Source organism: Treponema porcinum (assembly GCF_900167145.1).
In the GTDB taxonomy this organism is placed as follows: domain Bacteria; phylum Spirochaetota; class Spirochaetia; order Treponematales; family Treponemataceae; genus Treponema_D; species Treponema_D porcinum.
On sequence record NZ_FUWG01000010.1, the window covers coordinates 48371 to 72994 of the forward strand.

Below are 24624 nucleotides of genomic sequence, written 5' to 3' on the forward strand. Positions count from 1 at the left end.
AATATATGAAGAAAAAAGCAATTATATATGCAGAAAACACAGACAGGCTTCTGACTTTAGTAAATTACCTTGTTCAGGACGACTGGGAAATAATTTCCAGCGGAGACACTGCCGAATTCCTTTCAAAGAATTTAATTCCCTACACGATGGAGCCGTCTCTTTCTTCCGTTACAAAAGGGCACGACCGTTTTACATCGCTCATAAATCTTGTAATAAATTCAAAATCCGAAGAAACTTATGACTCGTATACATCTCTTGATTACGAGGATGCGGCTTCCCTTCTCTGCGTAAACATTCAGCCTAAATACCACAGCATTGCACGGTTTCTGGAAGAATCTTCCTCCGAAAACTGCATAGACTTAAAGCACGTGTCGCTTATCCGCGCCGCCGCAAAAAATTATTCAAACGTATTGATTTTGACAGACCCGGAAGACTATGAGGAAGCAATAATCCAGCTTAAGACAGAAAGCATTTCAAAGCAGTTCAGGTTGTATCTTGCAGGAAAAGCGCTGAATCTTACTTCCGCGTATGATGCAAGCTGTGCATATTCAATTCTTTTTCAACGCGAACAGATTGATTTTCCTAATTACCTTATATTCCCATATAAAAAAGAAAAACGTCTTGCGCAGGGTGCAAACAATCACCAGCAGGCGTGGCTGTATTCGCAGGGACTTCATAATTCTGCGCTCGCAGGAATTAAAAAAATTCAGGGAAAGGAAGTTGACTACAATCTTATAAAAAATTATTTTGCCGCATGGAACATCGTCAGTATGTTCCTGAAAATCATCAAAAATCCGTTTGAAGTTCCAAGCACGGACAGTTCTGGCTACTCATACTCAACGCAGTTTACTCCGGCAGCAGGTTTTGTATTTACAATAGGAATAAAATACGGAAATCCAATCGGTGCGGCGCTAGGAACGGACGTATGTAATTCATTCACCAAAACGCTGAACTGTGCACCGGAAACGTTCGACGGGGCAACCCTCGGATGCAGCGCAGTAATAGACAGGGATGCAGCACTTCTTCTTTCAAAAATGACGCTTGATTCCATCATTGCCCCTGATTTTACTAAAGAAGCGCGTGAAATTCTTGCAAAAACCAATTCGCTCCGCCTTATAGTCGCATCAAATACAGTAAGCGGCTTCTATGAAACGGCAACAATCGACGGCGGACTTCTTGCCCAGATTTCAGACCACACATTGTTCAAGCACTGGAACGTCGTAACTACGCGCCGCCCTACACAGGCGCAGATTGACGCAATGGCATTCGGAACGATGATAAGCCTCGGCGCAAAATCAGACTCTGCAATCATCATAAACGATTCTGCCGCAATCGGAATATCGTTCGGTCAACCGAACAGGCGCAAGGCGGTTCTGCTTGCCGTAGAAGATGCAAAAGAATGTTTTAAAAACGGGCTAACCTCTTCCGATACAAGTGCCGAAATTCTAGTAAGCGACACTTCTATTCCGTTCGATGATAAAATCCGCAATGCGGTGGAAATAGGAGTTAAGGCAATAATACAGACCGGCGGTTCCTCGTCTGACCAGCAGCTTATTGATTACTGCAATGAAAATGACATTGCGATGGTATTCACCGGAATGCGCCATATAGCTTTTTAATTCGCTGAAGATTATTTTCTTATCAGGAGGTGTAATAAAAACTCTGCCTGAAATAGCGTCAAAGTTTTTATTTAAGGTTTAATACAAACCTTAAAAACGGAGAAGTCAAGGCTTTAAGCGACAGCGTGCCTTGACTCGACGTATTCACAAGTTCGCGTTGCGAACTTCCTTATCAACTGCCGCTTCTCATTTCATTGCGAAGCGGCATAAAAAGTCAATCGATTGTTGAAACAATCTTCTTGACTTTTTATGGGAGACTCGTATGCTCTATTATCTTGGTGCCTATATACAGCAGTTTTTCGGACCTGCGCGGCTGCTTCAGTCTTACACAGTACTTATTGCGCTGGCACTGTATTCCGGATTTTTTGCAACCTGCCTTTTGCTTCCGCGCTTTTACAGCCGCCTTCCGCACGACCGCGGAAGAGAATTTACACTGACGGCAGAAGCGGCAAAAGGAAAACCGACGGGAGCAGGTGCAGTTTTCATTACAATTTATGCAATTATCTGCATTCTTTTTGTTCCGATGGGAATTCTTCAGTCAGGCGTCCTTACGCTTACCTGGCTTACAATGCTCACAGGCTTTCTTGACGACAAAAGCGTTACAAGCTGGGGCGAATACCTCAAAGGATTTCTTGACTTAATCATCAGCATTGCAACTTCCCTGCTGATTTATTACTGCCTTTCGCGCACAAGTTCAGACGGTCACGTCCACTTCTGGTTTCCGTTCATAACAAATCCTGTAATCGTTCATCCAGTCGTATTTATCATCATAGGCGTCATTCTTCTGTGGACTTCAATCAACACGACAAACTGTACGGACGGCGTAGACGGACTTTCCGGAACGCTCGTTCTTATTGCGCTTTTAACTTTAGGCGTAATATTTTATTTTATCCTCGGACACAGCCGGATTGCGGCATATCTTCTTGTTCCGCATATTGCAGACGGCGCAAAATGGGCACTTATGACGTTCTCGCTTTCCGGCGTACTTATGGGCTATCTGTGGCACAATGCGTATCCAAGCGCCGTTCTGATGGGCGATGCAGGAAGCCGTGCTCTGGGATTTTTTATAGGAACGATGGTTTTGATTACAGGAAATCCGCTTATGTTCATTGCAACGTCCACAATCATTTTCCTGAACGGCGGAATGGGACTTCTGAAAGTTGCACTTCTTCGTTTCTTAAAGATACGCATTTTTGAAAACATACGCTTTCCGCTTCACGACCATATGAGGAAAAACAGAGGCTGGTCTGCAACACAGGTTCTTCTTAAATTTATGATTATGCAGCTTCTCATCACGGTTGCCGTTGTAGGACTGTTCTTCAAAGTAAGATAAATATTGACTTTTTACGGAGGCTTTTATGGCAGACGATTTTTCTTTTCAGATTACAGAAAAAGTCGGTGAAATTTCTGTAAGCAAAACTGGCTGGACGCTGGAACTGAACAAAGTGTCCTGGGGCGGACGTCCGGCAAAATTCGACCTTCGCAGCTGGTCGCCGGATCACCAGAAAATGGGAAAAGGCGTTACGCTGACAGACGAAGAAATAAAGAAACTCGGAGAAATCATTTCCGCGCTTCCGCTTTAGTCCGTTCAGTCAGAAATTTCGTAAGAGGCGCTCGCAGCGCCTTTTTTCATAATAATCTCGTACAAAAGTTTCTGCAGCAGGACATCTTCCAAAAGACTGCCGCCGGAACGTATGCTCATATCAGCAGCGGCAATCAGCGACAAAACGGCAACTGCCTGACCGGATGACCATATTCGTGCGGCGCGTCCGTAAAGCTGCTTTTTTGCAAGGCTTGAAAAGCCATTTATTTTAAGGTTAAAGTCATCTGCCGTTCCTGCCGCAGAAAGTTTCTGCCATAGAACAAGATTTCTGAAGCAGAACGTAAGCCGCGCAAGTATTCCCACAGACGCATTGTCCTTTGAAAGCCTGATTTTCTGAAGAATATCAAGCGATTTTTCAAGGCGGACGCGTGGCTCTTCCGGATATGCCGCCATCGCATTAAACAAAGAATACGCATCTTCCTCGCGAGTATGCGCCAGCACCGATTCAACATCATCCGGCGTAATTCTATGCTCTTTTTGAAAACACACAAAAAATCGCGAACATTCATTTTTAAGCGCTTCCGTGTTGTTTTCAATCATTTCCAGAATAAGGGCGGCAGCGTCTTCTTCAATGGAATAGCCGTTCCCGGAAAAAAAGTTTTTAAGCCAGGGAAGTTTCTGATTTTCAAACATTTCCCAGAATTTTTTTTGATTGGCAGACGGGACGGCTTTTTCTATCTTGGAATCAACGGAAATTTCATCGGAAACAAGGACAAGAACAGAAGAATCAGATTTTACGGAGGAAATCCAGTCCGTAATCATCTCAATTTCGTCTTTCTTCTTTATAAAATCTGCATTTTTTACTACAACGCAGGAAGCAGACGCAAATAAACTTTCGTTCTGCAGAACCGCCATATATTCGGCAGCCGCAGATTCTGAGGCGTAGAATAAATATTCTTCTATCTGACCGTACTTTTTTTTGAGGGAGTCTTTTACTGCCTGAACGGCATCATTGCGTTTTCCCGCTTCCGGTCCTGTAAAAAGATATACAGGTGCGCTCATTGCGTTTCTTCCGTTGCTTAAAAAATTTAATAAGTCCGCACGATATTTGTAAGAACACCGACTATGCGCACGTCCTGACAGAAAATTGCCTGGAAATCAGGATTTTCCGGCTGAAGGCGGACGCGAGAAGCCTCTTTATAATACCGCTTGAGCGTAATTGCATCGTCAAGAACAGCAACTACAATCTGACCGTCTACGGCAGTTGACGTCTGTTCAACAACAGCAAGATCTCCTTCAAGAATTCCGGCATTTATCATACTCGTTCCTCGAACGCGCAGTGCAAAATAACTTTTTCCCGGTCTGATAAACGGTTCCGTAAGGTTCACATAGCCGTCAAGGTTTTCTTCACACAAAAGAGGTTTTCCGGCAGCAACCGTTCCAAGAAGCGGAACTTTACTCACAAAAAGCGCAGGCTCTTTCTGACGCTCATCAACAAGCACCCTTATAGAACGGGAACGCTTCTGTTCCGTAGAAAGGTAGCCTTTTTTTTGCAATGCCGCTATATGATCCTGCACTGCACGGAGGGAAATTCCAAAATGCTCGCTGATTTCGCGTACTGTAGGCGGATATACGTTCTCTTCCGTAAAATCAGCAATAAAAGTCAGAACTTCCTTCTGCCGGTCTGTAATCTGTCTCATTTACTCCTCCTCAAACTTTGAATTGAAAAGCGCCTCGATTGCATCAGCTGCTTCCTTTTCATCCGTTCCCTCAGTCCTGAGCGTAAGAACAGTATTGTATCCTGCCGCCATTGTGATGACACCCATAATTGACTTTGCATTTACAGTCGTGTCATCACGTGCAAGCATAACCTCGCATTCAAACTTATTGGCAGTCTGAGCGATAATTGCAGCCGGTCTTGCATGAATTCCGGCACGATTTTTTACAGTAAGCAGTTTCTCAACCATACAGATTTCCTTTCCTTTTATTATTAGTAAGAATCATCATTTCCGTAGAATGCGGACTGAGCTTCTCCATTTTCTATCCATTTCAGGACATTTTGATTGAATTCCTTTGCAGAATTAACGCCCATCTTTTTAAGACGTTCGTTCATTGCCGCAGCCTCGATGATAATCGGAAGATTTCGTCCCGGACGAACCGGTATGTCGATGGCAGGAACTTTTACGCCAAGAATGTCCATATATTTCTGGTCAACGCCAAGCCTGTCGTACACTTTACCGGAATCCCATTCCTCAAGCTGAACGACAAGCTGAATTTCCTTCTGGTCGCGGATTGCACCGACTCCGTAGAGCTGGGAAACGTTTATAATTCCAAGACCGCGTATTTCCATATGATGACTTATAAGGGCGTTTGCGCCGCGCCCCAAAACGACGTTTCCGTTTACGCACCGAACTTCTACAATATCGTCGGCAACAAGACGGTGACCGCGTTCAACAAGTTCAAGAGCTGTTTCGCTTTTTCCTACGCCCGAATGACCGGTAAGAAGAATTCCAACGCCGTAAACTTCTACAAGAACGCCGTGAACGGTTTTCTTAGGTGCAAAAATATTGGAAAATACGCGGATAAGGCGCGTAGAAAAATCTGTCGTATCAAGGGAAGTCTGTAAAAGCGGACAGCATGCCTCCTCGGCAAGCTGGAAAAATTCCTGAGTCGGTTCACGGTTATTGGAAAAAACGCAGCATGGAATTTTATAACTGAAGAGCGCCTTTAGATTGTCATTCTTGTTTTCATCGTGAAGTTTCTGAAGGTATGCCGCTTCGCCGCGCCCGAAAAGCTGTACGCGCTTGAATGCAAAAGCATCAAAAAAACCGGAAAGCGCAAGTCCCGGACGGTTTATGTCAGGAATAGAAATTTCACGCGGCAAGCCTCTTCGTCCTCCGATGCAGCGCAGTTCAAGCGCATCGTGACCCGGCAAGTCCAGCTCGAGCAAATCCAAAACAGTGAATTTCTTATCCGACATATAAGTATACTATACACACCTCAATTATTTTTTTCAATCAGTAAAATAGAATTTTACAATACTACGCAGATTTTTCCAAAAATCCGCCGTCCGTCCGCCTGTTTTTCGCACAGGAAAAAAGAAAGAAAATTTGCGTTTTCGCAATTACGGTTGTATATTATATATAAGACCTGATTATCAGGATATAACATCAACTGCTGCTTAGAAAAGCAGCTAAAAAGCCGGTTTGAAGACATTGTTTTCCTGCCGTCTTTTTTATGGGGGCACAGTATGACTACATCAGTAAAAGCAGTTGGATTTACATTGGATCAAAAGCAGTCGGACATGGTTGATTCTAAACTTAAAAGAATTGCCTATGCAGATGATTTAATCGTTGATTTGCTTTTGAACATCAAGCACGAAAAGGCATACGTTGCAGATGCAACGGTAAATTTCCGCTGGGGAACTTCCGCTCACGTTTCAGGAGAAGATTTTGATTTCGGCGCGGCACTCAACAAGATGATGGACGTTCTTGACAACAAAATCAAAAAGGAAAAGGATAAAATTCAGGATCACCAGAAATAAAACAAATTTCCTGAAAACCTGTGTTTTCAGGGATTTCAAAACAGTCTGAAGCTGAAAAAAGAGTTTCCGTACGGAAGCTCTTTTTTTTTGCAAAAAGTGCATTTTTTTAACAATAAATTCGATAGTATTAACAGAAAATAAAAAAAGCGGCTCTGAAAAGAACCGCCTATACCGGAGAAGAGACTTGAACTCTTACGCAGTCGCCCGCAAAAGATTTTGAGTCTTTCGTGTCTACCATTCCACCACTCCGGCGTACGTGAAAACTATATCATAAAAATACGGGGTTTTTCAAGTGGCAGAAGCACGCTATAATGAAAAAACAGACAAAATTATGGAAGAAACGAAAAAAAAGGCAGAACGGCTGCTCAAAGACATATTCGGTTACGACAGTTTCAGACCGTTGCAGCTTGACATCATACAAAGCGTAATTTCAGGGTGCGACACGCTCGCCATTATGCCGACCGGCGGAGGAAAATCACTGTGCTACCAGATTCCTGCGCTTATTTTCAACGGAATTACGATTGTAGTATCGCCGCTCATCTCGCTTATGCAGGACCAGGTTTCTTCACTGCAGGAAAACGGCGTAGAGGCAGTTTTTCTGAACAGTTCGCTGACATGGGAAAAATATCTTGCCGCTGTAAGGCAGATAAAGGCAGGGAAGATAAAACTTGTCTATGTATCGCCGGAAGGACTTGCAACAGAGCGGCTTCAGGGAATACTTCACGACTCGTCAATTCCCGTAAGCTGCATCACCATAGATGAAGCACATTGCGTAAGCGAATGGGGACATGATTTCCGCCCGGACTATCTTGAAATTGCCGCAATCCGCCGCCAGTTTCCGGAAGCAGTATGCCTTGCCCTTACCGCAACTGCAACGATAAGCGTCCGGCAGGACATTATGCAGAACCTTCAGATGAAAAATCCGAAAGTCTTTACGGCAAGTTTTAACCGCGCAAATATTTTTCTTGAAGTAAAGCCTAAAAAGAACGCGCTCCAGCAGGTTACGGACTGCATACGCCGCCACCGTGACGAAAGCGGAATAATCTACTGTTTTTCGCGAAAACACGCGGACGAACTTACTGCATCCCTTGACCGTATGGGTTTTTCAGTACTGAACTACCACGCAGGACTTTCTGACAAAGTACGCGCTGACCATCAGGATAAATTCATTAAGGATAAAGTGCGCATAATGGTAGCAACTGTTGCATTCGGAATGGGAATTGACAAGCCGAACGTAAGATACGTAATCCACTACGATATGCCAAAATCTCTTGAAGAATACTATCAGGAAATCGGCAGGGCAGGACGCGACGGTCTTCCAAGCCACGCACTGCTTTTGTACAGCGCAGGCGATATTCACAAAATACGATTTTTCTTTGAAGATTCCGCAGATCCCGAAAAAGCAGAAATGCTTTTAAAAGGGATGACTCAGTACGCTTCTACAAGAAAATGCCGCCGTCAGCTTCTGCTGGGATATTTTGGCGAAGTGCTAAAAGAAAACTCTTGCGCCCCGGAAGAATGCTGCGACAACTGCGTCTGCGGTCCTGTTCCAGACCTTGACGTTACCATTCCTGCGCAGAAATTTATGAGCTGCATAATAAGGACAAAACAGCGCTTCGGAGCATCATACATCATTGACGTCCTTCTTGGCTCAAAGCAGAAGCGCATTCTGGAAAACCGCCACGAAACGATTTCTACCTGGGGAATAGGCGCAGGAATTGAAAAAGACGACTGGTTTGCACTTTCCGAAGCTCTAGTTGAAGCAGGGTACATTCAGAAATACGGTGAATATAACGTCCTTGTCCTTACAAAAGACGGACAAGATGCACTTGTACAGCGAAAAACGATAAAACTTCCTCTGCTGCTTCACCAGTCAACGGTACTAAATGCGCCGCAGCAGAAAAAATCCTCAAATCCTATGTTCATGCTGCACAAAAAAGGCGCATTCGTAAAAACACTTGGCGAAAACGACCTTGCACTGTACGAAGAAATAAAGGAATGGCGTAAAAAAAATGCCGATGAACAGAACGTTCCACCGTACGTTATTTTCGGGGACAAGACACTTGAAGAACTGGTTGAAAAGAAACCTCAGTCCGAAGCAGAACTTCTTAGTATCTTTGGAATAGGAACAGCCAAGGCTGAAAAAATCGGTTCTCAACTGCTCAGTATTATAAGTGAACGGCTGGAATAAGGGTACAATCAACAACCTCGCCGCAAGCAGCGGGGTTGCAGGTTCTTAAAAAGTACTATTTACAGCCGCGTAGCGATTGAAGCCGGATTTAATATCCCTTATACGACGCAAGCGTCTGGGTATTAAACTTTCCGCACGCATAAAAACAGCTAGAACAAGCGGCGGCACTCCAGATAGAAGCGCTTTTCGTCCGCCTCTCCCATACTGAAACTCTTGCGCGGAAGAGGTCCCAAGCCGTCTATCGTTGCAAAGAAACTGTCTTTTGCAACAGGCGGAAGAAGAATTCCCGTTGCGTTTTCCTTTTCTCCAAGACGGAATACTTCTGCACTTCCGTGGATATAGTCAATTTCCGGCTTTACAAGACGGCATCCGTTTTCATCACAGATATGACCGCCCGGAGCATTCTGCACAAACTCGTCAAGAGCAGGCTGAAAACGCGAAACGGCAAGTTCCGTAATATCGGTCTGCATAAGCACATACGTCTTTTTTCCGTCTTTCAGGAACACAAATCCGAAATCCGCACTGCTGTTTTTTACGGCATCCTCAAGTTCCTTTTCCGAATCAAGAACCGTCGTTTTTCCGCCAAGTTTTCCGGCAAGCGCATTTACAAGCGCCTCAGACCCTGCATTGAAAACAACGCGGTGAATAGGCTCGAACGTAAGTCCGGTATCATAAATATTTACTATTTCAACAAGCGCATAGCGAACACGGCTGTGCGTATCATCAGGGTGGGCTGCCTTATACTCATCCCAGACTGCCTTAGCCGTCGCAAGAGAATGGTTACCGTCGCCCACGGCAAAAAGGAACACTGAACCGTCAGGAGCAGTATTTTTTTCTGCAAGACGCTCAAGGGCGCTCCGCATATACTCAAGCTCATCACCAGACTGAACAGCCCAGCCGCGGATGCTTCCGCTGTCCTGCATAAGATTTCCCGAATACAGCGGTGCTTTTCCAGATTTTTTTACAAAATCGCCAGTCCCTTCTACCACGGAATGTTCCGGGTCATTTACAAGAAGCATTATGTGCGGAAGCTCAAGAGGCGCACCACGGCGAATTTCCATTCGCGGCGGAATGCGCTCGACAATCGTTGCTTCTGTAGCACGAATAAGCGCCTTGCTAAACGGCTTCCATTCATACGTCTCAAGGTCAACTGCACAAACAAGACCATGACGGACTCGTCCGTATGCCGTCGTCCGTTCGACATAAATACATTCTTTCTGCGGCGGTGCAAAAATTCCGCCGTCAATATAGTCATTCATCGTTTTTCTGATTTTTTCTATGCGTTCGCTTTTGTCCGCATCGTTCAGGTAGACTTCAGGAAGAATGATATTCAGCGAAGACGGTTTTCCTTCCGCCGTCTTTTCAACGTTCTTCCAATAATCCCTGTCCTGCGTGTACTGATCGCAGGCAACAACTGACCAGGTACTTGTATCAAGTGATTTTGGCAAAATGATTTCGGGAATAGAAACTCCCAGCTGTTCAAAAGTTTTCATAGCAAAAAATATAACTCATTTCAAATCTTTATGCTATAATGAATTTATGTCTGAAGTCGGACTTAGCCAAACACAAAGAACTTCTCAAATACAGACACAGCTGATGTCGCAGAAGCAAATTCTTGCGCTTAAACTCATCGGAATGGGAAGTCAGGAACTGCGTGACGAAATAATCAGGCAGGCTGAAGAAAATCCGGCGATTGAGATTATAAGCGACCCTTTTGCAGAAGGCGCGCTGTCCGTAAGAAAAAAAAATGCACCGGCGCAGAAAATCCGCACAGGAAGCGCAGGAGCAGCCGGTCAGGTGGAATCGGACACGTTCCAGCAGATGATTGAAAGTTCTCCTGACGAGCGGGAAACGCTACAGGAACACCTGCTTCACCAGCTGAATATGGTTACGATTTCAAAAAAACAGTATGACCTGTGCGAAAAAATTATATGCAGCCTTGACTCAAACGGCTTTTACCTGCTTGCGCCCGATTCGCTCACAGACAGAAACGATCCGGAACAGGACAAACAGTTTCTTGACGACTGCATTTCCATCATCCGTCATTTTGATCCGGTAGGAATTTGCTGCCAGAACGTTACCGAAAGCCTTGAAATTCAGGCACGGCAGAAAAAAAACGTATCTTCGCTTACGCTGTTCATCCTTCACGGTCATCTTGACTTCATAACGCCGCCGTCTGCGGAAAAAGCGCATAAAAAAATCACTTCCTGGCTGGACTCCCAAAAAGCGCTTTCTTTTCAGACTGAGAAAATTCCTTTTTCCAGAAAAGAACTTTCCGTAAAATCAATAGAAGACTCCATCCGATGCATACAGTCGCTTGACCCATTCCCTGCGCGGAATTTCGGAACGCAGACGACGGCGCACTTTATCCGCCCTGACGTTTACGTAACGCGTGAAAACGGAAATCTTGAAAAAGAAGACAAGGATGCAGGACTTGTAATGGATTCGGAGAATACGTATTTTAAAATTACCGGCGCAGGAGATACAGTGCCTGTAGTCCGAATTGCGCCTGATTTTTCAGAGAAAAGCGCAGATGAAGCCTCTCCTGGAAGCGAAGAAAAGCGTTTTATCGTGTCACAGCAAAAAGCCGCGCAGTCGTTTTTAGATACACTTGATTTCCGCCAGCAGGTAATCATACGCTCGTGCAGCTTCCTTGTTTCCTGCCAGAAAGATTTTTTCAGAAACGGTCCGGGGCATCTGCATCCGCTTACACAGCGCCAGTTCGCCGCGCTTCTTGGAATTCACGAATCATCGGTATCGCGTATGGCGGACTCAAAATACATAAGATGCAGCTGGGGAACTTTTCCGGTAAAGTATTTTTTTGTAAATGCAGTGCAGAAACAGGCGGCAGAAACTGAAAACAATAAAGAAAAGACTAAAAGTTCCGTCAAAAACAAAGGTGCGGAAACTCAGGTTTCAAGCGATGCTGTAAAACACGAAATAGAATTGATTCTAAAAGAACAGAAGCCGGAGGAAAAGCGGCTTTCTGACCAAAAAATCGCTGATATGCTTTTGGAAAAAGGCTATAAAATAGCGCGGCGAACAGTTGCAAAATACCGCTCGCAGCTGAACATAGAATCAAGCTACAACCGGTAAAATGCAAGAAAAGGCGCAGAAGTAATCTTTTTACAAAAATTCTGCGCCGGATTACCGAATTACTGAGGTTTCTTTCCGCCCTTCACTGGAATTTTTGAAATAATCGTATCTTTCATATTCCCAAGATTTTGAAGGTTCTGCGCCATACTGGAATCGCTGAACATCATCATAATCTGCCATTTGTACAGTTCGTTGATTTTATAGCGGATAATGTCCTGCTTTGCGCTGAGTTCAACGCCAACCTCAAACTGCTTGTCAAGGAAAACGAATTTTCCGATTTTCTCAAACGGCTTAAATCCGTTCTTCTGGGTAATCAGACGTTCAAATTCCTTGAAAATCAGATTGTGAATTAAATCAGATTTCAATACGGCAGGGAAATTGGACGTATCCATTCCGTTCTGCTCGGCATACGCCTTGATATTGTCTTTTGCAGGAATAATAAGTGCGCCAAGACAGTTTTTGTCCTGTCCTACGACAACAGCCTGCGCAATATACGGAGATTCTGCAAGCTTGCACTCAATCGGGAACGGCTCTACGTTTTCTCCGGAACGCAGGACAATCGTATCTTTCTGACGGCCTTTTACAATAATATCACCCTTGCAGGTACGTATTACAAGGTCACCGGTATTAAACCACCCTTCAACAACAGCTTCTGCCGTCAGCTCCGGCTGCTTGTAATAGCCTTTCATAACGTTTTCGCCGCGGATATAAAGCACACCAGTCTGTCCCGGCTTACATTCCTGGCCGTTACGGTTTACAACCCTGCCTTCGCAGTACGGCATAATTTTTCCGATAGTACCAAGCACCGGACGCTTATAACTTCTAAGGGAACAGATAGGTGCAGTTTCTGTAAGACCGTAGCCTTCCACAAGGCGCATTCCTATTGAATTGTAGAATTTATCAAGTTTAGGAGCTAAACCTCCGCCGCCTGATATACCGATTTTAAAATTATTTCCGAAGACAGACCTGGCTTTTTTAAAGAACACGATTTCACCAAGTGCTTTCATCGGAAGAAGGAACAAAATCGGAAAGTAAAGGACTTTATTCACAATCTTAAAGATAAAAAGCGGCGGCTTGAACTGCTGGTTGCGTCCGTGAATGATATTGTACATACGGAGAATTGTTGACGCAGCGCCTACGCAAGTCTTGAAAAGCACCCATCTTCCTGTAGAACTTGCACCTACCTGCTTCTGAATTGCCTTGTAAATTGCATCCCACACGCGCGGAACGCACGCCATAAAATTCGGCTGGATTTTCTTCAAATCCGACATAATGATGCTTCCGACCGGCTTTGAATAGCACAGCGCGCACTCCAGATACAAAAGACAGTATTCAATTTCGCGCTCGTATACGTGCCATACAGGAAGAACGCACAGCGCCTTGTCACCTGTTTTTAGCGGGAGAAGCGCGCCTATGTCCTTGAGCTGGCAGATAAAGTTCTTGTGGGTAAGTTCTACGCCCTTAGGAGTACCTGTCGTTCCGGACGTAAAGATAATCGTTGCCGTATCAGATTCCGTGCCGGAAAGCATAAGGTTTTCCACTTTTCCCGGATTTTCGGAGCGGTATTCCTTTCCGCGGACAAGAACATCGGAATAGGAAGATACGGTAATGTTTTTTCCGGCAAGCAGACTTTCGTCAACGCCGTTCTGGTCAATCAGAATAATGTTCTTAAGAAGAGGAAGGCTGTCGATGCATTCTACAATTTTCTTGTAGCTGTAGTTGCTTTCAAGAACGGCCGTCTTGCACTCGGCAAAGCTCAGGATATATGACAAATCTTTGACCGTAGCTTCGCTTCCGCGCGGAATGTCGCTTGCACCAATAGCCATAATTCCCATACTGCATACAAGCCATTCCTTGCGGTTATCGCTTATAAGACCGATATGCTCGCCGGGAACTGTTCCGGAGGAAAGAAGCCCTGCAGAAAAATCAAGCATAACCTCCGCAAATTCACTGTATGTTATCGGCTGAAATACGCCGGCTTTATCTTTTTCAAACTGGATATAATTTCCTGATACATTCTGAGCTTTCTCATAAATCATCTGCGGAAGCGTAGAATACATATAATCTCCCATATAAAAAGTCAATGAGGAAATGTCGATTTCCGATTTGACTTTTTATGCACATTCATAATGAAATTACTCGCAGCGCAAGTTTCCAGCGGAACGTGCAGTTTATAAAAAAGTTCGCAACGCGAACTTGTAAATAAAAACCCCGGCGTCATTTCAGGCAGAGTTTTTATTCCCCCTCTCATAAATAATGAAAACCTGAAGCATACAAAAATATGTCGTTTCAGCGTTTTTTTATCTTGCACCATTACCTTTTCGCTGACATTTTTTACTTTTTTGTCAACAAACAGAAATATTTTATACAATGTATCATTTTTTTGCAACCTTTATTTTTTTTTCGTGTCTATATTATTTGCGCTTTTTAAATATGCAGAACACCGCGCAATGCCTGCTTTCGGGAAGAAAAATTTGTTTTTGTTGATTAACAATACCTGCTGTGATATAATTTTTCCATTGCACGGCACGTGTTTGCCGCAGCAATTCTCTGGAGAGTTCCCGCATACCAGCGGGACGCCGAAGGGTTAAGGCTATTACAGCCAATATCTCAGGCAAAGTGGACAGAAAGCATAACTTTTCAACACACACTCTTTAGAGAGCCTTGAATGACACCAGTCTTTCAGGCTCTTATTTTTTTTCACAAGGACAACTTTATGTTTGAAGAAATCCTTAACAAAATTGATGATATCGTATGGGGAATTCCTACAATCGTCCTCATCCTGGTAACCGGTATCGTCCTTACAATTCGCCTGCGCGGCGTTCAGTTTTCAAAGTTAGGAAGAGGATTTAAAACCCTTTTCAAAAAGACGGAAGGCGGAAAAGGCGAAGTATCACCTTTTGCCGCGCTTTGTACAGCCCTGTCTGCAACAATCGGAACAGGAAACATTGTCGGCGTAGCAACTGCCATTGCAGGCGGCGGACCGGGAGCACTTTTTTGGATGTGGCTTGCAGCTCTTTTAGGAACAGCAACAAAATACACAGAATGTATGCTTGCCGTAAAATACCGTGAACACGCAGATGACGGCCATGTTCTTGGCGGACCGTTCTATACTATAGAAAAAGGAATGAAAGAACGGACGGGCTTTAACTGGAAATGGCTTGCCGTAATCTTTGCAATTTTTGGCGTATGCGTAGGTCTTTTTGGAATCGGAACATTTACACAGATAAACGGAATTACATCTGCCGTAAACAATGCATTCGACCCGGAAAACAAGCACATTGCATTTACGCTTTTTGGAAACAACTACACTTGGTCTGTAGTAATAGCAGGTCTTATAGTTACTCTGGCAGTTGCGCTTGTAATCATCGGCGGACTCAAGAGAATTTCAAAAGTTGCAGAAAAAATCGTTCCTGCGATGGCAATAATCTACGTATTCCTCGGACTTTCAATTCTGATTATGAACGCAACTAAAATCCCGGAAGCTTTTTCCGTAATCTTTAAAAATGCGTTCGGATGGAATGCCGTTATGGGCGGTGCAATGGGCTGGACATTCAAGCAGATTACAGACTCAATGCAGAAAGGTGTTGCACGCGGAATTTTCTCCAACGAGGCAGGTCTTGGTTCTGCACCGATTGCAGCAGCCGCAGCACAGGTAGACGAGCCTGTTCAGCAGGGTATTGTTTCAATGCTCGGAACATTCATTGACACAATAATCATCTGTACTATGACAGGTCTTTCAATCGTAATTGCATTCTACACAGGCGCAGATGCCGCAGGTGCAGGTAACCTTCAGGGCGTTGCACTTACATCTGCCGCATTCAACAAAGTTCTTGGTGGAGACGGTCATTCAGTTCAGTTCCTGCTTATGCTCTGCCTTGTATTCTTTGCATTTACAACGATTCTTGGCTGGGACTACTACTCAGAAAAATGTCTTGAATATTTAACGAACGGCAATAAAATTGTTGAAAAAGTATTCCGCTGGGTATACATTCTTGCAGTTTTCATCGGACCGTATTTTACAATCAGTCAGGTATGGACAATTGCAGACATTACGAACGGACTTATGGCTATTCCAAACTGTATTTCGCTCCTCGTACTGAGCGGCGTTGCAGCAAGGGAAACAAAAGCTTATTTTGACAAATATCCTGTACTGTAAATCAGTTCAGAAATTTTTATAAAACAGGGCCTGCGTGCAAAAAAGTTTTCAGGTTAAAACACTGTGCACGCAGGCCTTTTGTTTTTCCTTTTGTCTTTTCACGACAGGCTAAAATCAGTAGAATAAAAAATGGTTTAGACTATGAAACACAGACTGACGTTTTTTAAAGCCACACTTTTTTTAGGAGCTCTGTTTTCTTTTTCATCCTGCGGCAAAAGCCGGCAGATTACCGCCGACGGAGGAGCAGCAGCCATAACTGACGCAGAAAACCTTGCAGACGACCTTTCAGCGCCAACACAATTATGGCATCAGACAGACGAATGCATATTCATTCTGTTCGGATACGGCTACAATGATTCAGATTTTGTTGCCAATATGACACGCACTCTTTTTCAGAAATTCGGTTCATTTGATGACGGCGGATGGATTTTTCCGCTCATTTTCCCGGACGACTTCAAGCGCGGCTCAAAAACATACATCACGAACATAGAAAACGAACTTTCGGACAAAAACGTAAAGGGAATAATCCTTCTTGGCGCGCCTGAAAACACGCATAAAGCAATCGCCAGAATGCAGGATTCCTGGGGCGGCGCGCTTCCGTATCCGGTGTTTTCTTTCTTTTCACAGGACGACATTATTGCGATGGAAGACTCCGCTGATTTCGTCCTGGACAAAGCGCAGAAGGCGGAAATAAACGGCATTCTTGAAGAAGAAGAGCAGACGTATATAAAAGAAATTCCCGACATTCTTGTAAAAGCCGTCCGCAGTCAGATTTTAAGCGATGCGCCGTTTGCGAAAAACGCCGCGCTCTTTGATTTTGTAAAAACGCTTGCGCCAGGCGTAAAAATGGAAAGATACGCCGATCCAGAAACAAATCTTATTTCAATAAATCATTTTGTCATAGAATAATTCAGAGAGCATACAATGAACAGCCTTATTCAACTAAAAACCGGAATTTTAGGTTCAGAAGCAGACTGCGAAAAACTGGCTCAGAAAAAGCAGGCAAAAATTCTGGTAATTTCAGACAGTCACGGCGGAAGAAACACGCTCCGCCATATTATCCTTCAATACGGAGAATCCTGTGATGCACTTTTTTTTGCCGGCGACGGAACAGGTGATTTAACTGCCTGCCTTGACGAAGCCTACAAAGAAAAATATTTTATGAAATGCATTCCGCCTGTAATTGCATTTGCAAAAGGGAACAACGACCCTTCTTCCTATCCTGTTGATTTTAATCCCTATGACAGCGATGAAAACGCACACAAAAGTTTTAACGTAAGCGTTCCTAAAAATGTCGAACTTATCGCCGCCGGAAGAAAAATTCTTTTGACGCACGGAAACGAATACGGCGTATATTATTCTACAGACAGCCTTGTTTTTGCGGCAAAAGAACGCGGCGCAGACACGGTCGTTTTCGGACATACGCACTGCCCGGCAGAAATCCGCCGCGACGTATACCTTATGAACCCCGGAAGCGCAACGTGCCCGCGCAATCTTTCAAAACCGGGATTTGCCTTTATCCAGATAGTTGAAAAAGAAATTTATTCTGTCTTTTACAAAATGGAAACTTTCCCGACTGTTAAATTCGTCCCGTATAATCCTGAAGTCATTTATTACTAAAAATTATCGCCGAGCGCAAATCCGAAATAATCGTGCCCGGGATAGACAAGCGTATCAGGCGGAAGTGTTTTTGCCAGCATAGAAAGGCTTTTCACAATTTGCGCATCGCTTCCTCCTGGTAAATCCGTGCGGCCGTAAGAATGATAGAAAACCGTATCACCTGACACAAGCAGTTTTTCTGCCGCATTATAATAGCACACCGAACCAGGCGAATGTCCCGGAGTGTGAATGATTTTCCATTGGGAAAGAGCCTTGTTCACGGCGGCAGAAAACATATTTCCGCCAAGAACAGAGTCAAGGGTTTCGCCTCCCTTTACACATACGTCTGCATCCGGCAAACCTTCAAGTGCCGCACCAAGTCCGGAAAGTCCCATCATAGAAAGTTCTGCCGCCTGAGCAGAAGCCGCATTTTTTCCTATCATAAAACAGTCATCTTCGTGGCAGACAAGCTTCACATTCTGCCAGCGTTCCTTTACGACAGCAGTTCCCGTAATATGGTCAAAATGTCCGTGCGTAAGCAAAAATCCTGCCGGTTCAAGGGAAGCTTCCGTAAGGTACGAAACGATTTTCAGCGTATCGCGGATATAGGAACAGGCGGCCGGGTCAACTACAAGAACCTTATTTTCTGCAAGAGGAATAATCCAGGTATTAACCTGAAAAGGACCGGTAAGAATATTTTTCATAAAGCACTCCGAAGAAAAACTGAAATGAATATAAAAAAATGCTGCCCTGAACAGGCAGCATTTTTTTCAGGACAATCCGTTATACAAGATAGTCGTTTTTAGGCGCGTCACCTGGCTCGGAAGAAATGTGCGGTGCAGAGAACGGCTCGTTGTTTGCGGCAGCTTTTTCTGCAGCAGCATAAGCTGCCGCATCTTCTGCAAGCTGATTTTCATCAATAGCTGCATCCGCCGGATATGAAGCTGAATCTGAAACATACGGCTGTGCTGTTTCATCACCGTCTTCAGCATCTTTCTGGCGTGAATAGCTTACGGCAAGTTTTCTGCCTCTGTAATCGTAGCCGTTCAGTGCAGCGATTGTTTTTTCTGCATCTTCAGAGAAAAGCTGAACGAACGAATAGTTTGCAAGAACGCGGATATCACCAATTCTGTCGCGCTCAAGACCGGCAACGCTTATAAGAAGACCGACTAAGTCACGCGGGAAAACGCGGCGGTTTCTTCCTATGCTGATAAAAATAGTTGAAGCAAGCGTCGGATCAATCTGAACGCGAGGATGAGGAGTGCGCTCTTCCCCAGACTCTGAAGAATAAGCCTTTATATCACGTTCGCGCGGCTGGCGCACTGAAGAAAATTTCTTGTTTTCGTGAAAATCGCGGCGAGAAGAACGGAAAGTGCCTTTTCCGCCTCTCTGCAGTTCCTTTACAAGATACGCCGCAACATACATACGGAGCGTCAAAGGAACATTCTTTTTGAAAGTCTTTTTAATATCATTAAGGACATCCGGATTTTCCTGAGTCTTTACCTTGTTTACCGCATCCTTAAGATACGCCGCAACTGATTCCATATCAATTTCATAATTACGATTGTACATACCATTACTCCTATAAGAAAAAATAAAATCTAGATTTTTGCTGAATAACCCGACCCTGAGTTTTGAAAGCCTGAGCGTAACAATAAAGGCTCCATAGAATCAGGAATAATTACATTTGTCAGCAAAATCCATTCTTTTTTGAGGGCTTTTAATTCAGAAAGGCACTTTTCCAAAAGCTCGGTGCCAATTCCAAGTCCCCTGAATTTTTGCGGAACAAAAAAACTTGATACAACAACAGTCTTTTCTGTTCTTTTTGAAACGGGCGCAGCCGTAATACAGCCGGCAAATTCATTTGATACAGTCCGGCAGATAAACCCGATGTGGTTTTCCAATCCGAACGCCGAAAACTGGCGCTTCCATAACTCTGTTACCGTTTCCTGTATCTCCTGCGGCCAGCTGCTGTCAAAATCTTCCTCTGCGCTGGAAAATTGAAAAATAATGTCCTGTGCATTTTCAGGGCAATATTTTTGAAATATAAAGTCATCTTGAAGAAGATTGTCGTAATCTTCCGGTGCATGTTCTAATTTTTCCAAACCCCATATTTCACGCAGTTCATTATACCATTCACCTACAAAAGTACGCAGCCTGTGGTGTTTATACCGGTGCCATACTTTTTCGATTTCAGGATAGTTCTTCAATTCGTTCTTAAAATTCCTGAACACCCCTCTTCCTGAATGAAGAATATACCTCAAGGAATTCTGCACGGCAACAGAATGAATACTGTTTACAAAATCCTGCCGCAGAGCAAAACCTTTTTCTGAATTCCATTCAGGCAATGAATAAAATCTGTCATCATCCGCACTGACAGAATCTGCATCAAGCAGAACTGAATTCAAAGCGTCTATTACAAAATGCCGCTCCTGATTTTCAAGAGCCTGTATGATTTCATCTGCCAGCGCTTCTGTCAGTTGGAATACCATATTATTTTTTCAAATCAGAACGCTTCGTAACGATTCTGCTGATAAGTCCGTATTCAACGGCTTCGTTCGCATCAAGCCAGTAATCCCTGTCCGTGTCTTTTTCAACCTGCTCAAACGGCTTTCCTGTCTGACCGGCAATTATGCGATTGATTACGGCACGTGTCTTTTCCATTTCCTTTGCGTGAATTTGAATGTCAGTTGCAACGCCTTTCATTCCGCTTGACGGCTGATGAATAAGATAGCGGCTGTTCGGAAGACCGAGCCTGCATTCTTTGTCTGCAGCAAGAAGAATGAGCGCACCAGCACTTGCAATAAGTCCCATTCCAACAACAACAACCGGTGTCTTGATAAAGCGAATCATATCAAAAATTGCAAAACCGGCATCAACATCGCCGCCAGGAGAATCAATATACATATAGATTGTTTTTTCAGAATCATCCGCCTCAAGAACAAGAAGCTGGCGCACAATTTTTTCTGCCAAATCTTTATTGATTTCACCGGAAAGCAAAATCTGGCGTGTCTTTAAAAATTTTTCTGTTAACGGATCAGGCATTTCAGGAGCCTTTTTTGCATTCTCGTCTTCATCATCACAAAACGGAGAAACATAGATATTTTTCATTAAAATCCACCGTAAAATAAAAGTATTGATTCTATAATACTGAATGTCGCAGTTATTTTCAATATTCTAAGGAAACTCTGAATGTAGCTAATTGCCCGTAAGTTAATGTCTTACGGCAATTTGACGGAAAGTACTGAATAATCGCTTCAAGTGTTAATCAGTACTTCCCCTAAAAATCCGGTTCAGACGTAAATTCCATCGGTTTGCCGGTAACAGGATGCGTAAAGCACAGTGTCCGCGCGTGAAGCATAAGCCGTTCGCCGGGAGCGCACGTTCCGTACAGCGTATCGCCGACAATCGGTTTTCCAAAGCCGTGACTATCTGCCGCAGCAAGCCGAAGCTGATGGGTTCTTCCTGTATGAGGAATAAAGCGCACGCGCGTTACAGTCCGTTCAGTTCCGTCTGCCGGAGAAACATAATTTTCCGTACGGACGACGTGCCATTCGGTAACGGCTTTTTTTCCGTGAACGTCATCCCATATCTGGTGAGGGCGGTTATCAACGTCAACACGGAAGAAAAGTTCCGTCTGACCGTCCGGCGAAGGAATTATTCCGTCAACAAGGGCGATATATTCTTTCTGTACCTCACGTTTTTCAAACTGCCGGTTTAGGTTCCGGTGAGCTTCTTCCGTAAAGGCAAGTACCATAAGTCCGGACGTTTCCATATCAAGGCGGTGGACGGCAGGCTGGGTGATGCAGCCGGGGAAGAGGCGCTTTACGCGGTTTACAATGCAGTCCTGTTTTTCAGGACCGCGCCCCGGCACGCTTAAAACGCCTCTCTGCTTGTTTACGACGATTATTGAAAAATCACGATAGATAATATTAAGACCGAGCATTGCCGGGAGGATAAGGGCGCACCGTTCGTCGCAGGGAGGATAGCGCCGCCCTGAAATTTTATGAGCCGTTTCTCCGCCGCAGAATGTTTCTGCCATACTTACAGGCAAAAGCCCGTTGGAAAAGGCAAAATCCAGAAGTTTTGGCGCGCAGCAGTCACCTGTTCCTGTAGGCGGAAGTTTTTTCCGGCAGATTTCAAGAAGTTTCCGGGTCGTTCCGTCCGCGCAATGAAAGGAATAAAGTTCATACACGCGGAGAAGCGATTTTTTTGTAAGGGCGGCGCGCTCCGAAACATAACGCTTTTCTTCATCTGTCTGAACGGAATACTTTGAACCGCCGGCATTCCTTGCGCACTTAAGAGCATTTATTTTATCTGTAAGCGTATGAATACGGGCATCATTTTCCAAAAGGGCAGCGTTTATTTTTTCCGCACTGACTATCGGGCGGACAAATATTTCATCTTCCGCCACGCAGTCAGACACAAGTTCCTTTCCTATTCCGGAAAGCGTTTTCAAAACAATGCGCCGTCCGTCAGAAGCGCGGCATACAAGAACGCCAATCATTACGCCCTGACCGCGCCGCTCCTCACTCGGAGCAGAAAACTGATTTATGCGGATTTTCCCTGCGTCAATATCCTGTATAATTCTGGCGCATTCGGCATACGCCTCTTCTTCCGGGAACGGCGGAAACATTCTGCCTGAATTAAAGCCCGCGCACTTCTACGCTGCCGTCAGCCTTTGCAATGAAGGCAGAAGGCTTATTCTTCGTAAAAAAGCCGGTTTCAACTACGCCTGTAATGCCGTTTATGGCGTCCTCAAACGCCACAGGGTCAACAGGATTTTTCCAAAGACAGTCTGCAATCTGATTTCCGTTATCCGTAATTACAGGTCCGCATTTGCGTACGCCTTCGCGAAGGACAACAGAAGCACCGAGTTTTTCAAGCGCAAGTTTTACAGGAACGTATGCTTCCGGGATAAATTCAACAGGAAGGGCGAATTTCGTACCAAGAGTCTGAACGGCTTTTGATGAATCTGCAACAATAACAAAACGCGAAGAATTATACGCAACGATTTTTTCACGAAGAAGCGCCGCACCGCCGCCTTTTATAAGGTTATTATTTACGTCAATTTCATCTGCACCATCGATTGCAAGGTCAAGATGACCTTCAATACAGCGCGCCTTGAATGAATAAACCGGAATGTTCCAGTCCGCGCACGCATTTTCCGTCTGAAAACTGGTAACGACAGCCTTTATATCAGAAAGCGTACCGTCCGCAATGAATTCGCTAAGCCGTTTTACCGCCGGCAGAGCTGTAGAGCCAGTTCCAAGTCCGATTTTCATTCCGCTGAAAATCAGCCCCTTTTCAACAAGCGTTTCTACCGCAGTTCTTGCTGCCAGAATTTTCTGCTCATTTTGTGACAGTTCCTTCATATTCGACTCCTGTAAAATAGTAAAATTGTTTATATCCCTGATATTTCAGCATTGGAAATCCGTTGCTCACATTGCAGCCACAGGACTTTGCAACAGCCATAACAGGAGTAGTTTCCGGGTCGTACACGATGTCAAACAGGTTTTCCGTGCCTTTAAACTGATAGAACCAGATAGGATTATTTTCCTTTGACGGCGGCTCTTTTGAATTCATACCGACGTTCGTAGTCTGAATTATGATGTCGGAATATTTTTCAAGAGTAACGGTACTTTCAGGACTGAGAGGCGCATATTCAAAGCCGAACCGCTCCGCAAGTTCCTTTGCCGTAGACAGGGTACGGTTAAAAATGCACGCCTTTCCGCCAAGCTGTTTAATTGCATACGCAACTGCGTGAGCCGCTCCGCCTGCACCGATAATTGCAACTTTACGGTGACGCAGCTTTTCTACGCCAAGAAATTCCACAAGTGCACGGCGGAAACCTTCTGCATCAGTATTTTTTCCAACCCAGCGGCCGTCTTCGCGGACAACAGTATTGCACGCTCCGATTTCCCCGGATTCAGAATCAATTTCTTCTATATGGCGCATAACATCTTCTTTGTACGGAACTGTAACCGCCATTCCAGTAATGCCGACCTGTTCCGCAAATTCCAGAGACTCTGCGGCAGACGTAGACGGAAGCGGAATAAACACGCGGTTCATTCCGTGCGTGCGGTAGCCTGAATTATGAATGAGCGGACTGGAAGAAACCTTGAGCGGATAGCCTGTTACGGCGCAAAGTTTTGTATTTTCATCAATATTCTTAAAATTGTACAAATCGCTCAAAGTCACCGGGTCAATATGCCCTATTCCCTTCATAGAGTCATCCATTGTTTTTGGAGAAGTGTACGTTAAATACGAATGAAGTTTTCCTGCAAGAATACGCGACGGCGTTCCAAGCGGTCCCATCGCACACAGAATATGCTCAAAATCGGTAAACTGTTCCGCTTCCTTAAACAGGCGAGTAACGTCAGAAAGCGTTTTTGGCATAAACGCAATTTTCGGAATTTCGTAACCAGTCTTGCGCATTTTTTCACAGCGTTCACGGATATTTACTACAGGATTTTCAAAATCGTGCACGCTCCGTATGATTTTTACGCCGAATGCAAGCGCCGCATCGTGAAGTCCGGACACGTGAAAGTCCTCTTCAAAATCAACGTATGCAAAATTCTTAGAAGGATTTTGGTCTGCAAACGCAAGCGCCCTTCCGAACAAAGCCGTCCGCGAAAAATCACTGCTACTGTACTTTCCGCCTTCGCTTACACGGCGGATAGTCAGAATGCACGGAACGTTCACCATAGCCGGAAAACGCCGGACGTACAACTGCTCCTCCTCACTCAAATAATCAACGCGAAGTTCGGCAATATCAACATAGCGGCTGTATTTTTCCAGCGTTTTAACATTTTCCTGAAGCGTTTTGCCCGTTAACGTAAGGCAGACAAGCGGTTTATCCATAGCAAGCCC

22 protein-coding genes, 1 tRNA gene and 1 riboswitch are annotated in these 24624 nt (G+C 44.5%); of the genes, 9 read left to right on the forward strand and 14 right to left on the reverse strand.

Annotated elements, in window-relative coordinates; genetic code table 11:
* Nucleotides 1–5 precede the first annotated feature (5 nt).
* The 3 genes from B5D55_RS07375 (at nt 6) to B5D55_RS07385 (ending at nt 3202) form a co-directional block, all read left to right on the forward strand.
* Entirely contained in the window at nt 6–1619 is a 1614-nt protein-coding gene (locus B5D55_RS07375) for a hypothetical protein (protein WP_159446178.1), read from the forward strand.
* A 262-nt stretch (nt 1620–1881) separates the two neighbouring features.
* Nucleotides 1882–2952: an MraY family glycosyltransferase gene (locus tag B5D55_RS07380; protein ID WP_078933368.1), complete on the forward strand. Its 1071-nt coding sequence runs from the start codon at nt 1882–1884 to the stop codon at nt 2950–2952.
* Nucleotides 2953–2977: 25 nt separating this feature from the next.
* Nucleotides 2978–3202, forward strand: coding sequence for a YdbC family protein (locus tag B5D55_RS07385; protein WP_078933369.1), 225 nt, complete (start codon nt 2978–2980; stop codon nt 3200–3202).
* Between the two features lie 5 nt (nt 3203–3207).
* Here the strand turns inward: B5D55_RS07385 and holA are convergent, their stop codons facing one another.
* The 4 genes from holA to hprK are packed head-to-tail and all read right to left on the reverse strand — an operon-like array spanning nt 3208 to nt 6142.
* Nucleotides 3208–4224 carry a DNA polymerase III subunit delta gene (holA, locus tag B5D55_RS07390; protein ID WP_078933370.1) on the reverse strand — a complete coding sequence of 339 codons (1017 nt, stop codon included), beginning with the start codon at nt 4222–4224 and terminating at the stop codon, nt 3208–3210.
* A 26-nt stretch (nt 4225–4250) separates the two neighbouring features.
* Nucleotides 4251–4862, reverse strand: coding sequence for a transcriptional repressor LexA (lexA, locus tag B5D55_RS07395; protein ID WP_078933371.1), 612 nt, complete (start codon nt 4860–4862; stop codon nt 4251–4253).
* Entirely contained in the window at nt 4863–5129 is a 267-nt protein-coding gene (locus tag B5D55_RS07400) for an HPr family phosphocarrier protein (protein WP_078933372.1), read from the reverse strand.
* Nucleotides 5130–5152: 23 nt separating this feature from the next.
* The gene (hprK, locus tag B5D55_RS07405; RefSeq protein ID WP_078933373.1) at nt 5153–6142 is read right to left on the reverse strand and encodes an HPr(Ser) kinase/phosphatase; all 990 of its coding nucleotides are present in this window, start codon (nt 6140–6142) and stop codon (nt 5153–5155) included.
* A gap of 270 nt (nt 6143–6412) precedes the next feature.
* Between hprK and B5D55_RS07415 the strand changes: the two genes are divergently transcribed.
* Nucleotides 6413–6706: an HPF/RaiA family ribosome-associated protein gene (locus B5D55_RS07415; RefSeq protein ID WP_078933375.1), complete on the forward strand. Its 294-nt coding sequence runs from the start codon at nt 6413–6415 to the stop codon at nt 6704–6706.
* A 169-nt stretch (nt 6707–6875) separates the two neighbouring features.
* On the opposite strand, the gene B5D55_RS07420 is transcribed toward B5D55_RS07415, so the two are convergent.
* A tRNA-Leu gene (locus tag B5D55_RS07420) sits at nt 6876–6958 on the reverse strand.
* A gap of 79 nt (nt 6959–7037) precedes the next feature.
* Between B5D55_RS07420 and recQ the strand changes: the two genes are divergently transcribed.
* The gene (recQ, locus tag B5D55_RS07425; RefSeq protein WP_078933432.1) at nt 7038–8897 is read left to right on the forward strand and encodes a DNA helicase RecQ; all 1860 of its coding nucleotides are present in this window, start codon (nt 7038–7040) and stop codon (nt 8895–8897) included.
* 149 nt (nt 8898–9046) lie between these two features.
* On the opposite strand, the gene B5D55_RS07430 is transcribed toward recQ, so the two are convergent.
* Nucleotides 9047–10390 carry a DUF1015 domain-containing protein gene (locus B5D55_RS07430; protein ID WP_078933376.1) on the reverse strand — a complete coding sequence of 448 codons (1344 nt, stop codon included), beginning with the start codon at nt 10388–10390 and terminating at the stop codon, nt 9047–9049.
* Between the two features lie 46 nt (nt 10391–10436).
* On the opposite strand from B5D55_RS07430, the gene rpoN reads away from it, so the two are divergent.
* Nucleotides 10437–11993, forward strand: a complete 1557-nt coding sequence (rpoN, locus tag B5D55_RS11465; protein ID WP_159446179.1) for an RNA polymerase factor sigma-54 — start codon at nt 10437–10439, stop codon at nt 11991–11993.
* A 59-nt stretch (nt 11994–12052) separates the two neighbouring features.
* Here the strand turns inward: rpoN and B5D55_RS07450 are convergent, their stop codons facing one another.
* On the reverse strand, nt 12053–14053 hold the full coding sequence (locus tag B5D55_RS07450; protein WP_159446180.1) for an AMP-dependent synthetase/ligase: 2001 nt from the start codon (nt 14051–14053) through the stop codon (nt 12053–12055).
* Between the two features lie 480 nt (nt 14054–14533).
* Nucleotides 14534–14630: riboswitch (glycine riboswitch) on the forward strand.
* 79 nt (nt 14631–14709) lie between these two features.
* On the opposite strand from B5D55_RS07450, the gene B5D55_RS07460 reads away from it, so the two are divergent.
* The 3 genes from B5D55_RS07460 to B5D55_RS07470 all read left to right on the forward strand — a co-directional run bounded on the left by B5D55_RS07460 (nt 14710) and on the right by B5D55_RS07470 (nt 17772).
* A complete protein-coding gene (locus B5D55_RS07460; protein ID WP_078933434.1) occupies nt 14710–16152 on the forward strand; it encodes an alanine/glycine:cation symporter family protein in 1443 nt (480 codons plus the stop codon).
* A gap of 141 nt (nt 16153–16293) precedes the next feature.
* Nucleotides 16294–17061: a DUF3798 domain-containing protein gene (locus tag B5D55_RS07465; RefSeq protein ID WP_078933380.1), complete on the forward strand. Its 768-nt coding sequence runs from the start codon at nt 16294–16296 to the stop codon at nt 17059–17061.
* Between the two features lie 15 nt (nt 17062–17076).
* Entirely contained in the window at nt 17077–17772 is a 696-nt protein-coding gene (locus tag B5D55_RS07470; protein ID WP_078933381.1) for a YfcE family phosphodiesterase, read from the forward strand.
* Here B5D55_RS07470 and B5D55_RS07475 read toward each other — a convergent pair.
* From B5D55_RS07475 to aroE, 7 genes are all read right to left on the reverse strand, one after another.
* Nucleotides 17769–18455 carry an MBL fold metallo-hydrolase gene (locus B5D55_RS07475; RefSeq protein WP_078933382.1) on the reverse strand — a complete coding sequence of 229 codons (687 nt, stop codon included), beginning with the start codon at nt 18453–18455 and terminating at the stop codon, nt 17769–17771. The two genes, B5D55_RS07470 and B5D55_RS07475, sit on opposite strands and share 4 nt — an antisense overlap.
* 79 nt (nt 18456–18534) lie before the next feature.
* A complete protein-coding gene (locus B5D55_RS07480; protein WP_078933383.1) occupies nt 18535–19323 on the reverse strand; it encodes a DbpA RNA binding domain-containing protein in 789 nt (262 codons plus the stop codon).
* A 29-nt stretch (nt 19324–19352) separates the two neighbouring features.
* Nucleotides 19353–20243, reverse strand: coding sequence for a GNAT family N-acetyltransferase (locus B5D55_RS07485; RefSeq protein WP_078933384.1), 891 nt, complete (start codon nt 20241–20243; stop codon nt 19353–19355).
* A gap of 1 nt (nt 20244) precedes the next feature.
* A complete protein-coding gene (locus B5D55_RS07490; RefSeq protein ID WP_078933385.1) occupies nt 20245–20862 on the reverse strand; it encodes an ATP-dependent Clp protease proteolytic subunit in 618 nt (205 codons plus the stop codon).
* Between the two features lie 169 nt (nt 20863–21031).
* Nucleotides 21032–22387, reverse strand: a complete 1356-nt coding sequence (locus B5D55_RS07495) for an RluA family pseudouridine synthase (protein WP_078933386.1) — start codon at nt 22385–22387, stop codon at nt 21032–21034.
* 10 nt (nt 22388–22397) lie between these two features.
* Nucleotides 22398–23117 carry a ribose-5-phosphate isomerase RpiA gene (rpiA, locus tag B5D55_RS07500; RefSeq protein ID WP_407701170.1) on the reverse strand — a complete coding sequence of 240 codons (720 nt, stop codon included), beginning with the start codon at nt 23115–23117 and terminating at the stop codon, nt 22398–22400.
* Nucleotides 23104–24615, reverse strand: coding sequence for a shikimate dehydrogenase (aroE, locus tag B5D55_RS07505; RefSeq protein WP_078933388.1), 1512 nt, complete (start codon nt 24613–24615; stop codon nt 23104–23106). The genes rpiA and aroE overlap by 14 nt, the downstream gene beginning before the upstream one ends.
* Nucleotides 24616–24624: the final 9 nt, after the last annotated feature.

Bases quoted from the DNA above. Each gene is read 5' to 3' on its own strand.
- B5D55_RS07480 (WP_078933383.1), bottom strand. From the start codon at position 19,323: ATGTACAATCGTAATTATGAAATTGATATGGAATCAGTTGCGGCGTAT.
- B5D55_RS07495 (WP_078933386.1), bottom strand. From the start codon at position 22,387: ATGTTTCCGCCGTTCCCGGAAGAAGAGGCGTATGCCGAATGCGCCAGA.
- aroE (WP_078933388.1), bottom strand. From the start codon at position 24,615: ATGGATAAACCGCTTGTCTGCCTTACGTTAACGGGCAAAACGCTTCAG.
- B5D55_RS07460 (WP_078933434.1), top strand. From the start codon at position 14,710: ATGTTTGAAGAAATCCTTAACAAAATTGATGATATCGTATGGGGAATT.
- recQ (WP_078933432.1), top strand. From the start codon at position 7,038: ATGGAAGAAACGAAAAAAAAGGCAGAACGGCTGCTCAAAGACATATTC.
- B5D55_RS07475 (WP_078933382.1), bottom strand. From the start codon at position 18,455: ATGAAAAATATTCTTACCGGTCCTTTTCAGGTTAATACCTGGATTATT.
- rpoN (WP_159446179.1), top strand. From the start codon at position 10,437: ATGTCTGAAGTCGGACTTAGCCAAACACAAAGAACTTCTCAAATACAG.
- B5D55_RS07465 (WP_078933380.1), top strand. From the start codon at position 16,294: ATGAAACACAGACTGACGTTTTTTAAAGCCACACTTTTTTTAGGAGCT.
- B5D55_RS07430 (WP_078933376.1), bottom strand. From the start codon at position 10,390: ATGAAAACTTTTGAACAGCTGGGAGTTTCTATTCCCGAAATCATTTTG.
- B5D55_RS07470 (WP_078933381.1), top strand. From the start codon at position 17,077: ATGAACAGCCTTATTCAACTAAAAACCGGAATTTTAGGTTCAGAAGCA.
- holA (WP_078933370.1), bottom strand. From the start codon at position 4,224: ATGAGCGCACCTGTATATCTTTTTACAGGACCGGAAGCGGGAAAACGC.
- B5D55_RS07375 (WP_159446178.1), top strand. From the start codon at position 6: ATGAAGAAAAAAGCAATTATATATGCAGAAAACACAGACAGGCTTCTG.
- B5D55_RS07490 (WP_078933385.1), bottom strand. From the start codon at position 20,862: ATGAAAAATATCTATGTTTCTCCGTTTTGTGATGATGAAGACGAGAAT.
- B5D55_RS07380 (WP_078933368.1), top strand. From the start codon at position 1,882: ATGCTCTATTATCTTGGTGCCTATATACAGCAGTTTTTCGGACCTGCG.
- lexA (WP_078933371.1), bottom strand. From the start codon at position 4,862: ATGAGACAGATTACAGACCGGCAGAAGGAAGTTCTGACTTTTATTGCT.
- B5D55_RS07400 (WP_078933372.1), bottom strand. From the start codon at position 5,129: ATGGTTGAGAAACTGCTTACTGTAAAAAATCGTGCCGGAATTCATGCA.
- B5D55_RS07385 (WP_078933369.1), top strand. From the start codon at position 2,978: ATGGCAGACGATTTTTCTTTTCAGATTACAGAAAAAGTCGGTGAAATT.
- hprK (WP_078933373.1), bottom strand. From the start codon at position 6,142: ATGTCGGATAAGAAATTCACTGTTTTGGATTTGCTCGAGCTGGACTTG.
- B5D55_RS07415 (WP_078933375.1), top strand. From the start codon at position 6,413: ATGACTACATCAGTAAAAGCAGTTGGATTTACATTGGATCAAAAGCAG.
- B5D55_RS07485 (WP_078933384.1), bottom strand. From the start codon at position 20,243: ATGGTATTCCAACTGACAGAAGCGCTGGCAGATGAAATCATACAGGCT.
- B5D55_RS07450 (WP_159446180.1), bottom strand. From the start codon at position 14,053: ATGTATTCTACGCTTCCGCAGATGATTTATGAGAAAGCTCAGAATGTA.